Source organism: Tabrizicola sp. T74 (assembly GCF_057219935.1).
Window position 1 is genome coordinate 234,285 of sequence record NZ_JBXVVT010000001.1, and the last position, 12,137, is coordinate 246,421.

Below are 12,137 nucleotides of genomic sequence, written 5' to 3' on the forward strand. Positions count from 1 at the left end.
GTGCTAGCGTCTCACCCGAGGCAGAATAAGGCACCGGAAAATCCGGGCCAACAGGCAAAGGGTGGGCGACGTGGCATCGCTTCTCGGGCGGGTTTTTCACGCTGTTTTATTGGCATTTTTTGTCAGCACCGTGGTGGTGACATCTCCGTTGCAGGCCGCGCCTTTCGCGGCAATCGTGATGGATGGCCGGACCGGTGAGGTCCTTTACGAAAAGAACGCGAACACGCGGCTGCATCCCGCGTCGCTGACAAAGATGATGACGCTGTACATCGTCTTCCAGGAAATCGAGGCCGGGCGGCTGACGCTCGACACGAAAGTGACTGTGACGAAGTACGCCGCGTCGCAGCCGCCTTCGCGCCTGGGGCTGAAGTCGGGGCAGAAGATTTCGGTGCGCTATCTGATCCGCGCTGCGGCGATCAAGTCCGCCAACGATGCTGCGTCGGCGCTTGGCGACCACATCAGCGGCGACGCGGCCAGCTTTGCCAAGCGGATGACCCGCACGGCGCGGCAGCTTGGCATGCACGACACCACCTTCAAGAATGCGAACGGCCTGACCGCCGAAGGGCACCTGTCGACCGCCCATGACATGAACGTGCTGGGACGCCACGTTTTCTATGATTTCCCGCAGTACTATCACATCTTCTCGCGCCGGACGGCGGATGCCGGGATCGCGACGGTGTCGAACACCAACACGCGCTTTCTGGACGGCTATGAGGGCGCGGACGGGATCAAGACCGGCTATACCGGCGCCGCGGGGTTCAACCTGACGGCTTCGGCCCATCGCGGCAACAAGCACATCATCGCCACGGTCTTCGGCGGCACCTCGACTGCCAACCGCAACGCCAAGATGAAGGAGCTGATGGATCTGGGCTTCGACCGCGCGAAGAACGGGGTCCGGGAGAAGCCGCCACAGGCAGCACCGCTGGATGACGCGCTGGTCGCCTCGCTTGAAACCGGGATCGACGAGATCGACGCGGTCGGCGGTGCGGGCAAGACCGTGCGCGTGTCGGGCGAAGTGAAGTCCTCGCCCCGTCCGAAGGCACGTCCGGACGTTCCGGCGGTCTCCGAAGAGGTTGCGGTCGCCATGGCGGCAAGTGTCGAAGGGGCACTGGCAGAGGCAACGGCCGAACCTGCGCCGGAAGGCACGCTGGAATTCCAGGCCGAAGCGATGGCAGCCGGCAACCCGCCCGCCGAAACGGCTTCGCCCGAGGAAGCGGCAGCGATCGCGTCGGCGCTGGCGGAGGTTGCCGCAGAAGCCCAGTCCGAAGCGTTGGCCGCGACGGATGCAACCCAATCATCGGCACTCGATGCTGCAACAGAGGTCGCTGCCGTCGAAGCCGGCACGCTTGACGCCCAGGCTGCGGCGCTGGATCAACCTGCGACCGAAACTCTGGTCGCCGAGGCCGCGGAAGAGACCCCCGTCGACCCTGCCCTTGCAGCGCTGAAGCCGAAGGCGCGGCCAGAGACGCTGGCGCAGCCCGACGTCGCTTTGGTGACGGAACCGGAAGCAGCACCCGTCGCGCCGGTCGAGGAAGAGATCGTCGTGGCCGAGGCCACACCTGAACTGGTGGTGACCGACCCGGGTCCAGATCTGGCAGGGGAAACGGCTCCGGTCGCACTGATGCCCGAAGTCACCGAGGTCGAGACCGTGGCCGCAGGTGCGACGGTCGTCACGCCTTCGGTCGACCTCGCAGAAGCGGTGCCCGCCCTGCCACCCAAGCGGCAGGCGCCGATCTTCGATGCGGTCGAGACGGCGGAAGCCGATGTGCAAGCCGAGGCGGATCCGACCGAGGAAGTCGTGGTGGTAATGTCCACCTCGGGCGGGCGACATTTCGGGGTGAACGTGGGTGAGTATCCCTCGCGCTTCGAGGCTGAAAAAGCGCTGTTGAAGACCGCGCTGGCCGAGAGTGCGACGCTGAACGAGGGCTTGCGGAAGACGACGCAGTCGGGCGGGGCCTGGCGGGCGAGCTTCATGGGGCTGACCGAGGAGCAGGCCGAGCTTGCCTGCCGCCGCCTGTCGGCCCGCGCGATCCCCTGCGAAACGGTGGGAGGCTGACATGGTCGCTCTGGTCTTCCCGGCACTGCCGACCGTGACCCTGCCCGTGACGGGCCGCGTCGAACGCTTCCCGGTCCGCCGCATCTTCTGCGTGGGCCGGAACTATGCCGAGCACACGAAGGAGATGGGGGGCGACCCGGAAAGGGAGGCGCCGTTCTTCTTCACGAAGCCTGCCGATGCGGTGGTGGAGAGCGGGTCCCGCATCCCCTACCCACCTGCCACCCAGAACCTCCACCACGAGGGGGAGCTGGTGGTGGCGATCGGCAAGGGGGGCAAGATGGTCTCGGAGGAAGACGCCGAGAAGCTGATCTGGGGGCATGCGGCGGGCAATGACCTGACCCGGCGCGACCTGCAGGCCGAGGCGAAGGAACGCCGCCGGCCCTGGGACATGGCCAAGGGGTTCGACAAGTCGGCGGTGGTGGGGGCGATCAAGCCGGGGCCGCTGGCCGCGGCAAGGCTGCGCTGTTCGGTGAACGGGGCGGTGCGGCAGGAGGCGCTGACCTCGGACATGATCTGGACCCCGGCCTCGATCATCGCGGCGCTGTCGCAGATGGTCAGCCTGTCGCCGGGCGATCTGATCTTCACGGGCACCCCGGCAGGGGTGGGACCGCTGAACCGGGGGGACACCTGCAAGGTGGAAATCGAGGGGCTGCAGTCGGCTTCGGTGACGATCGCCTGAAAGTGTCCACGGTGGACAAACGCCGCGATGGCAATGAAATCAAAGCCTTGGCGATTTCCGTTAGGGTGGTGTTAACTTTTGATTTCAGGGCCTTGGGCGGTCGTCCCAGTCCTTCATCAGGATGCGGTTCGCATCGCCCTCGGGGTCGTCGAACTGCTTGGTCCGCATCGCCCAGAAGAAGGCCGCAAGGCCTATTCCGCCGAGGAGAAGCGAGACCGGGATGAGGATCGCGAGGATTTCCATTACTTGAGTCTCATCGCATTCAGCGAGACGGTGATGGAGGATAGCGACATCGCCAGGGCCGCGGCAAGCGGCGTGGCCATGCCGACCAGCGCCAGCGGCACGGCGATGATGTTGTAGCCGCCGGAGATCAGGAAGTTTTCGATCATGCGGCGGGTGGCCTGACGGCTGATGCGGGTGGCGTCGGCGATGGGGGCGATGTCCTGGCCGAGAAGCACGATGTCCGAGGCCACGCGGGCGGCGTCGAGGGCCGAGGCGGGGGAGATCGAGACATGGGCGGCGGCAAGCGCAGCGGTGTCGTTGAGGCCGTCGCCGACCATGAGGACCTTGCGGCCTTCTGCTGACAGTTGCGAGATGCGGGCGGCTTTCTCGGCGGGGAGGACGCCGGCCTGCCAGCTGGGGATGCCGAGACGGTCGGCGAGGTCGCGGACGGGGGATTCGGCGTCGCCGGACAGGAGTTCGACGTTCAGGCCAGCGGCCTTGACGGCGGCGACGGCCTTTTCAGCGCCGGGGCGGAGGCGGTCGGTAAAGGCGAAGGCGTGGGTTTCGGGGCGGGCGCCCCCCACCCCCATCCCCTCCCCCCCGGAGGGGAGAGGGGAGGCGCCTGGGGTTGCGGGGGCGCGGAATTGGACGCCGGGCGCAGGGGTCCCCGCGATAGAGAGGTAGGTGGCGGTTTGCGGCAGGGGGGCGGCCCCGCACCAGTCGGCGCGGCCAAGGCGGACGCGGGTACCTTTGTATTCGCCCTCGATGCCATGGCCGGGGACTTCGCGGATGTCGGTGACGGTTGCGGGGGCGATGCCTGCGGCCTTCGCGCCCTCGGCCAGCGCGCGGGCGAGGGGGTGGGAGGAGCCTGCGGCGAGGGCAGACGCGACGGCGACGGCTACCTGCGGGTGGTCGGTCAGGTCGACGGGTTCGGGCGTGCCGAGCGTCAGGGTGCCGGTCTTGTCAAAGACGACGGTGTCGACCTCGGCCAGACGTTCCAGCGCGGTGCCGTGCTTGATGAGGAGGCCCTTGCGGAACAGGCGACCGGAGGCGGAGGTGATGACCGCCGGAACAGCCAGTCCAAGGGCGCAGGGGCAGGTGATGATGAGGACGGCGGCGGAGATGTTGATTGCGTAACGCAGATCGCCGCCAGTGGCCCACATCCAGTAGCCGAAGGCGCTGAACGACAGGATATGGACAAGCGGCGAGTAAAGCCGCGAGGCGCGGTCGGCGAGGCTGGTGTAGCGGGTCTTGGTGCCCTCGGCCACGGCGACGAGGTCGGCCATGCGGTGAAGACTCGAGTCGTTTCCGGCGGCGGTGACTTGCACGGTCAGGGGGCCGGTCAGGTTGACTTCGCCCGCGCTGACCACGGTCCCCTGCCCCGCCGGGACGGGCAGGCTTTCGCCGGTGAGGAGGCTGCGGTCAAGCTCGGACGCGCCGTGGAGGACCACGCCGTCCACCGGCATCCGGGCGCCGGGACGGACAAGGACCACGTCCCCGGGGGCGACGGCGGCGATGGGGGTTTCAATTTCGGCCCCGTCCACCAGCAGGATCGCGCGGGGGACTTCCAGGGCGGCCAGTTCCTCGGCGGCCGAGCGGGCGATGGCGCGGGTGCGGTGGTCGAGGTAGCGGCCGAGGAGAAGGAAGAAGGCCAGCATCACGGCGGCGTCGAAATAGGCGTGGTGGCCGGAGTTCCAGGTCTCGAAGACGGAGATGGAGGAGGCGAGGATCAGGGCGAGGCTGATCGGGACATCCATGCCGAGCTTGCCCTGACGAAGGCTGGCCCAGGCGGATTTGAAGAAGGGTTGGCCCGCGAAGATGACCGTGGGCAGCGCGATGGCGCCGGAGATCCAGTGGAAAAGGTCTCGGGTTGCGTCTTCCGCGCCAGACCAGACGGCCACGGAGAGGAGCATGACGTTCATCATGCTGAAGAAGGCGACCCCGAGGCGCATGAGAAGCTCGCGGCCCTGGCGGTCGGTTTCCGTGACCGAGAGGAGGCCGGGGTCAAGCTCGTGCGCCTCTTGCCCCTGCCCTTCCAGAACGGCGATCAGCTGGGCGGCGGTGACAGAGGCTTCGGCTTCGATGCTGACGCGCTTTTGCGTGAGGTTGACGCGGGCGGAGTGGACGCCGGGAAGGGCCTGAAGCGCGGCTTCGACCATGGAGATCGACTGCGCGCCGCCTGCGTTAGGTAGCGACAGGACAATGCGCCCGGCGCGTTCGGCGCGAAGGGCGGCGATGCGTTCGGCGGCGGGGACGACAACGCAGGCCGGGCAAGCCGAGACCGGAGCGCGGGTATTGGCGAAGTCTTCGGCGAGGGACATGTCAGCCTTTCACGAACAGCTCGGACCGCTGTTCGAAGAGCGTGCCGTCGGCGGACGTGGCGGTGACCTTGACCATCCATTTGCCGTGGAGGAGGGGCACGTCGGCGGCGTAGCGGTCGCCCTGGAAGGTGAAGACCGGGAAGGTGTCGGCGGTGGTTTCCGTGGTGCGGCCGACGAGGACCTGGAGGTCGTTGACCTGGACGGGCAGGCCGTCGGCCCCGTGGAAGGCGAGCGTCATGCGGCCCCGGTCATAGGCGGGGGTCATGGTCCAGCCCAAGGCCTCTTGCGCGGCCTTGCGGGCGTTGAAGCCCTGAGAGGCGACGTAGGAGTTCTTGACCTCAAGCCCCGGGAAAGTCGAGACGGCCTTGAAGGCAAGGGTCAGGTTGACCCCGATGATGATGGCGAAGGCCGAGACGGTGATGGCGAGGACGTGCTTGCCGGTGAGTTCAGTCATCGTCGTCTTCCTTATCCTTGCCGTTGAAGATGGTATCGTGATGGACGCGGTTCGTGGTGCCCTGTTCCTCGACCCAGAGGCGGACGTCGGTGCGGTCTTCATGCGCGGCGTGGCTGTCCGGGGCGGCGGTGAGGTAGACGCGCTGGGACATCGTCTCGTTCGCGGGGACCGTGACGGTGAGGCCGGTCTGGCCTTCCAGCGAGAGGGTGACGAGCGCTTCGGAGGTGACGGCGATGGTGAACTGAGCGTCTTCCCCGTGCATGTTGCGCAGGCGCAGGTCATAGGCGTTGCGGATGGAACCGTCGGAGAGCGTGACGAAGGTCGGGTTGCGGACCGGGGTCACGTTCACGTCGATGGGGGAACGGAGGAAGAGGGCGACGATCAGGCCGATGCCGACGCCGGACCAGAGGACGGTGTAAAGGACGGTGCGGACGCGGAAGACGTGGGACCAGACGGATTTCGCGGGCTGGCCCGCGCGTTCGCGGGTTTCGTCGGTGAGGGCAAGGTAGCCGATCAGGTCGCGGGGCTTGCCGATCTTGTCCATCATGTCGTTGCAGGCGTCGATGCAGAGCCCGCAGGTGATGCAGGCGAGCTGCTGGCCGTTGCGGATGTCGATCCCCATCGGGCAGACGTTGACGCAGGCCATGCAGTCGATGCAGTCGCCCGTCGTGGTGCCAGGCTTGCCACGGGGCTCGCCCCGCCACTCGCGGTAGGCGATGGTCAGCGTGTCCTCGTCCATCATCGCGGCCTGGATGCGGGGCCAGGGGCAGGCGTAGATGCAGATCTGTTCCCGCGCGAAGCCGCCGAAGAAGAAGGTGGTGAAGGTGAGGATCAGGATGGTGAAATAGGCGATCGGGTGGGCCTGGAAGGTCACCAGATCGCGCAGAAGCGTGGGCGCGTCGGTGAAGTAGAAGACCCAGGCACCGCCGGTGGCGAGCCCGATGAAAAGCCAGATCCACCACTTGATGCCGTTCTTGATCAGCTTCTCCCAGTTCCAGGGCTGGCGGTGGAGCCGGATGCGGGCGTTGCGGTCGCCTTCGACCCAGCGCTCGACCAGGATGAAGAGGTCGGTCCAGACGGTCTGCGGGCAGGCATAGCCGCACCAGACCCGTCCCGCCGCGCTGGTGAAGAGGAAGAGGCCGAGGCCTGCCATGATCAGAAGGCCCGCGACGAAGTAGAATTCGTGCGGCCAGATCTCGATCATGAAGAAGAAGAAGCGGCGGTTGGCGAGGTCCACCAGAACCGCTTGGTCGGGCAGGTTCGGCCCCCGGTCCCAGCGCAGCCAGGGGGTGATGTAGTAGATGCCGAGGGTGATCCCCATGATCCACCACTTCAGTGTGCGGAAGGTGCCCTTCACCCGGCGCGGGAAGACGGGTTCGCGCGCGGCGTAGAGGCTGGGTTCGGCTTCGGGAGTGGACACGGGTGGCTCCTTGGGGCGCGCGAGGATTGGTCCTTCAATCGGGCATTTGCGCGTGCGGGGCCTTGACCTGCATCAATAGCGCCGCGCGCCTGACAGGGGGAATGCGGCGCTGCGGCACACATCGGCGTGAGGTTGGGTGGGTCCACGGCGGACGCGGGGGCGCTTCCTGGCTGCGGGCGGGAATGAAAAAGAGCGCCTGCCGGCGCGAGCCTTTTGTCTCGCCGTTTTGCGTGAAGGACGCAAAAGGGCTCGGGCGTGCCTCCGGCTGGGATGTTTGGGAGAAGGGAAAGACGGGGAGTTGTCTCCCTTTCACGTGCCCATGTCCCAAATACTCCCGCCGGAGGCGCGTCCGAGCCGGTTGGCCGCAGGCCAGAGGCGAGACAAGAGGCTCGCGCCGGAAGGCGCTCATTTTGATAGTCGTCCCGATCCTGGGACTGCGAAAAAAGAAGGGGACCCGAAGGCCCCCTTTCAGGTTCAAGGGAACCGGGGACGTCATTCCCCGCCGCCGCGTCCGTGGACATAGAAGGCCACGGCGCGGATTTCGTCTTCCGAGAGGCGCGTGTTCCAGTTCGGCATGACGCCGAAGCGGGCCTTGGTCACCGTCTCGATGATCTTCTCGCGCGATCCGCCATAGAGCCAGATCGCGTCGGTTAGGTTCGGCGCACCTTGGGCACGGTCGCCCTTGCCATCTTCAAGGTGACAGGCGGCGCAGTTGTCGGCGTAGATCGTCGCACCTTCTGCCGCCAGCGCAGCGTCATGCTCCTGCCCCGAGATCGCCAGGACATGTTCGGTCACCTGGGCGATCTGGGTTTCGTCCAGGATGCCGTCGACGCCGAACTTCGGCATTTCCGAATAGCGGGCGTCCGGATCAGTGGTGTTGCGGATGCCGTGGGTGATCGTGAGATGGATATCCTCCATCGTGCCACCCCAGAGCCAGTCGTCATCGAGGAGGTTCGGATAGCCTTTCCCCTCGACCCCCGCCGCACCCGCGCCGTGACAGGTGGCGCAGTTGGTCTTGAACACGGCCGCCCCGGCCCGTTCGGCATAGCCCGCAAGCTCGGGATCGGCGCCGATGGCGTTCAGGTCGGCGGCGATCAGTTTCTCCTTGATTGCCGCGTTCGCCGCATCGACCGAGGCGATTTCCGCCGCGACATCGGCACGGGTCGAAGCACCGAGAAGGCCGGGCGTCGCCTGGGTAATCAGCGGCCAGGCCGGGTAGGCGATGGTGTAGCCGATGCCCCAGACGATCGTGGCGTAGAACACCCAGACCCACCAGCGCGGCAGCGGGTTGTTGTACTCCTCGATTCCGTCCCACTGGTGGCCGGTCGTTTCAACCTGCCGGACTTCTTTCTTGAGTGGCTTGGCCATTGCTCAGGCCTCCTTGCGCGTTGGGGCGGGGTCTGCCGCAGGACGGTCGTCGTTGCGGAAGATCGAGGTGGCGATGTCCTGGTGCTGGGCGCGCGAGCCGGGCCGGAAGGCCCAGAGGCAGAGGCCCAGGAAGCCCAGCGTCATCGCCAGGAGGAACCAGCTGTCGGCCATCGCGCGGAGGAAAGTGTAGGTTTCCATCTTTGCCCCCTTACCGGTTTGCCACAGGCGTGTAGGTCGAGAAGTCGACCATCGTGCCCAGGACCTGCATGTAGGCGATCAGGGCGTCCATCTCGGTCAGCTCGGGCTGGCCGTCGAAGTTGCGGACGTTGACCGGAGTGCCGAAGGCGGTCTCGCCATAGCGTTCCTCAAACCCCGAGGCGTCCCCCAGCGGGTCGGCCTGCGCGGTGAAGTCGGCCAGCGCGCTGTCCACCATCTCGTCGGTGTAGGGCACGCCAGTCATCCGGTGCGTTGCGACCAGGTCCTGGATGTACTTGCCGTCGATGATGTTGTTCGCAAGGAAGCCGTAGGGCGGCATCACCGATTCCGGCACCACGGACTTGGCATTGGTGAAGTGGTCCTGGTGCCATTCGTCCGAGTAACGACCGCCGACGCGGGCCAAGTCCGGCCCGGTGCGTTTCGACCCCCACTGGAAGGGCCGGTCGTACATGGACTCGGCGGCCAGGGAATAGTGACCGTAGCGTTCCACCTCATCCCGCATGGGCCTAATCATCTGGCTGTGGCAGCCGTAGCAGCCTTCGCGCAGGTAGACCTGTTTTCCCGCCAGTTCGAGAGGGGTGTAGGGCCGCACGCCCTCTACCTTCTCGATGGTGTTTTCCAGGTAGAACAGGGGGACAATCTGCACGATCCCGCCGATGGTCACGACCAGAAGGCTGAGGATCATCAGAAGGGTCGCGTTGGTCTCGATGACCTTGTGCTTGTCAAGAAAAGCCATTTTCTTGGTCCTTATTCTGCCGGAACGGCGGAGTTCTGGGTGGCGCGGGCGGGTTGCGCCCGGACGGTCATCCAGAGGTTCCAGCACATGATCAGCGCGCCGGTGAGGAACAGGAGACCGCCAGTCGCCCGCACCACGTACATCGGGAACTTCGCGGCCACCGTGTCGGCGAAGGCGTTCACGAGGAAGCCGTTCGCGTCGACCTCACGCCACATCAGGCCTTCCATGATGCCCGTGACCCACATGGCCGAGGCGTAGAGGACGATCCCGATGGTCGCGAGCCAGAAGTGCCAGCTGACCAGTTTCAGCGAGTAGAGGCCCTCGCGGTTCCACAGCCGCGGCACCAGGTAGTAGAGGACGCCGAAGGTGATCATCCCGTTCCAGCCGAGGGCTCCGGAGTGGACGTGGCCGATGGTCCAGTCGGTGTAGTGCGACAGCGAGTTGACGGCCTTGATCGACATCATCGGGCCTTCGAAGGTCGACATGCCGTAGAAGCCGATGGAGACGACCATCATCCGGATGATCGGGTCGGTGCGCAGCTTGTCCCAGGCGCCCGACAGCGTCATCAGGCCGTTGATCATGCCACCCCAGGAGGGCATCCAGAGGATCACCGAGAAGACCATGCCGAGCGTCGAGGCCCAGTCGGGCAGCGCGGTGTAGTGCAGGTGGTGGGGGCCAGCCCAGATGTAGAGGAAGATCAGCGCCCAGAAGTGGATGATCGACAGCTTGTAGCTGAAGACGGGGCGTTCAGCCTGTTTCGGGACGAAGTAGTACATCATCCCCAGGAAGCCTGCGGTCAGGAAGAAGCCCACGGCGTTGTGGCCGTACCACCATTGCACCATCGCGTCCTGCACGCCCGCGTATAGCTGGACCTGAGCCGAGCCGAAGATCGACACCGGGATCGCGGCGTTGTTCACCAAGTGGAGCATGGCCACGGTCAGGATCATCGAGAGAAGGAACCAGTTCGCCACGTAGATGTGGGGTTCCTTCCGCTTGAAGAGGGTGCCCATGAAGGCGATCAGGAAGGCGACCCAGACCACGGTGATCAGGATGTCGACGTACCAGACGGGTTCGGCATATTCCTTGGCTTGCGTCGCGCCGAGGACATAGCCGGTGGCGGCCAGGACGATGACCAGTTGCCAGCCCCAGAACACGAACCAGCCGAGCGAGCCGCCAAACAGGCGCGCCGCGCTGGTGCGCTGGACGATGTAGAAGGACGACATGATCAGCGCGTTACCGCCAAAGGCGAAGATCACCGCGCTGGTGTGGAGCGGTCTCAGGCGCCCGAAGTTCAAGTAGCCCTGCGCCCCTTCGAAATTGAGCTGCGGAAAGGCAAGCTGCAACGCGATGACGACGCCGACCAGAAAGCCCACGGCCCCCCAGAAGGCGGTGGCGATCGCGCCGGCGCGCACCACGCTGTCGAAGTATTCGTGTTGCAGGTTCGGTTTCGGATCTCCGGCGGTGCGCAGCACCCAGAGGAAGGCGATGGCCGCGGCCAGCATCACCGTGACCGCGTTCACCTGATAGGCTAGGTCATGGGCATAGTTGGCAGCAATCGCGGCGCAGATCGCGACGAGGCCCAGCCCTGCCAGTTTGAGGTAATCCCACATTGTTTGCGTCCCTTCGTCTTGTCCTGCCGGCGGAACTACCTAGATTCGTAGGCACACCGGTCTCGTCGACACGCCCCTTCTGCGCCGCAGCGACGTTTGGCTGCCATGATCTGTGTCAAACCCTGCACGCGCCGAAGTTGACCTGCGTCAATGCGGGCCTGTCCCGGATCGGCAAGCCTGAGCGCATCACATCCGGGAGCAGACCATGGCTTACAAATCCCTCTTGACCATCGCCACCTCGCCCGAGGGGCTGTTGCCGACTGTCACTGCGGCGGCTGAGGTCGCTGTCGGGATGGACGCCCATCTTGACGCGCTTGCGCTGGGGGTCGACCGGACCCAGATCGGCTATTCCTATGTCGGCTCGGGCGCCGTCCTGATCGCTGCGGCGGTGGACCGTGCCGAAGCCGAAGCGCGCGAGAACGAAGCGGCGCTGAACGCGGCGCTGGCCGCGCAGCAGCCAGCCTTGCGGTCATCGGTCGATTCCGTCGTCAGCCAGCTGGGCGCGCTGACCGATGTGGTCGCGTCACGCGCGCGCTATTCCGATCTGGTCGTATTGCCAAGGCCTTACGGCAAGACGCGGGGAGTGGAAGATGAGGCTGTCACCGAAGCTGCGCTGTTCGAAGGCATGGCGCCGGTGCTGATCGTGCCGCCCGAAGGCATGAAGCCGGGCGATCCCAAGCGCATCGTCGTGGCCTGGAACCAGAGCCGCGAATCGCTGGTCGCCGCGCGCCGGGCCATGCCGTTCCTGCGGCGGGCCGAGACGGTGCAGATCGTGGTGATCGACCCGCCGCCACATGGACCGGAACGGTCCGATCCGGGTGGCCTGTTGTGCCAGCTGCTGGTCCGGCACGGCGTTCGGGCCGAGGTCGCGGTCCTGGCCCGTACCCTGCCCCGGGTGTCCGATGTCCTGGCCCAACACTTGCGCGATTTCGACGCAGGGCTTCTGGTGATGGGGGCCTATGGCCATAGCCGATTCCGCGAAGCGATCCTGGGCGGGGCGACGCGCGACATGCTGGAACATGCCGAGGTGCCAGTTTTCCTGGCGCACTAAGCAC

The 12,137-nt window shown here is 66.0% G+C and carries 10 protein-coding genes and 1 pseudogene; 3 read left to right on the forward strand and 8 right to left on the reverse strand.

Annotated elements, in window-relative coordinates:
• Window positions 1–70 precede the first annotated feature (70 nt).
• Together AC2EAL_RS01220 and AC2EAL_RS01225 are read left to right on the forward strand one after the other, a co-directional pair.
• Window positions 71–1,135 (forward strand): annotated as a pseudogene (locus AC2EAL_RS01220) (D-alanyl-D-alanine carboxypeptidase family protein); the annotation flags it as partial.
• A 922-nt stretch (window positions 1,136–2,057) separates the two neighbouring features.
• Window positions 2,058–2,735: a fumarylacetoacetate hydrolase family protein gene (locus tag AC2EAL_RS01225; protein WP_484722352.1), complete on the forward strand. Its 678-nt coding sequence runs from the start codon at window positions 2,058–2,060 to the stop codon at window positions 2,733–2,735.
• An 84-nt stretch (window positions 2,736–2,819) separates the two neighbouring features.
• Here AC2EAL_RS01225 and ccoS read toward each other — a convergent pair whose 3' ends face one another.
• The 8 genes from ccoS to ccoN form a co-directional block, all read right to left on the reverse strand.
• On the reverse strand, window positions 2,820–2,978 hold the full coding sequence (gene ccoS, locus AC2EAL_RS01230; protein ID WP_137111614.1) for a cbb3-type cytochrome oxidase assembly protein CcoS: 159 nt from the start codon (window positions 2,976–2,978) through the stop codon (window positions 2,820–2,822).
• Complete coding sequence (locus tag AC2EAL_RS01235) at window positions 2,978–5,278, reverse strand: heavy metal translocating P-type ATPase (RefSeq protein WP_484722353.1); 2,301 nt, start codon at window positions 5,276–5,278, stop codon at window positions 2,978–2,980. The genes ccoS and AC2EAL_RS01235 overlap by 1 nt, the downstream gene beginning before the upstream one ends.
• A gap of 1 nt (window position 5,279) precedes the next feature.
• Entirely contained in the window at window positions 5,280–5,732 is a 453-nt protein-coding gene (locus AC2EAL_RS01240; protein WP_484722354.1) for a FixH family protein, read from the reverse strand.
• Window positions 5,725–7,152, reverse strand: coding sequence for a cytochrome c oxidase accessory protein CcoG (gene ccoG, locus AC2EAL_RS01245; RefSeq protein WP_484722355.1), 1,428 nt, complete (start codon window positions 7,150–7,152; stop codon window positions 5,725–5,727). Before ccoG ends, AC2EAL_RS01240 begins: the two co-directional genes overlap by 8 nt.
• 492 nt (window positions 7,153–7,644) lie before the next feature.
• Window positions 7,645–8,520 (reverse strand): cytochrome-c oxidase, cbb3-type subunit III, encoded by an 876-nt coding sequence (gene ccoP, locus AC2EAL_RS01250; protein WP_484722356.1) that lies wholly within the window; start codon window positions 8,518–8,520, stop codon window positions 7,645–7,647.
• A 3-nt stretch (window positions 8,521–8,523) separates the two neighbouring features.
• On the reverse strand, window positions 8,524–8,718 hold the full coding sequence (locus AC2EAL_RS01255; protein ID WP_484722357.1) for a cbb3-type cytochrome c oxidase subunit 3: 195 nt from the start codon (window positions 8,716–8,718) through the stop codon (window positions 8,524–8,526).
• A gap of 10 nt (window positions 8,719–8,728) precedes the next feature.
• Window positions 8,729–9,472, reverse strand: a complete 744-nt coding sequence (gene ccoO, locus AC2EAL_RS01260) for a cytochrome-c oxidase, cbb3-type subunit II (RefSeq protein ID WP_484722358.1) — start codon at window positions 9,470–9,472, stop codon at window positions 8,729–8,731.
• Window positions 9,473–9,483: 11 nt separating this feature from the next.
• Window positions 9,484–11,082 (reverse strand): cytochrome-c oxidase, cbb3-type subunit I, encoded by a 1,599-nt coding sequence (gene ccoN / locus AC2EAL_RS01265; protein WP_484722359.1) that lies wholly within the window; start codon window positions 11,080–11,082, stop codon window positions 9,484–9,486.
• Between the two features lie 205 nt (window positions 11,083–11,287).
• Here ccoN and AC2EAL_RS01270 point away from each other — a divergent pair, with 205 nt between their 5' ends.
• Window positions 11,288–12,133: a universal stress protein gene (locus AC2EAL_RS01270; protein ID WP_484722360.1), complete on the forward strand. Its 846-nt coding sequence runs from the start codon at window positions 11,288–11,290 to the stop codon at window positions 12,131–12,133.
• The last annotated feature ends 4 nt before the right edge of the window (window positions 12,134–12,137 follow it).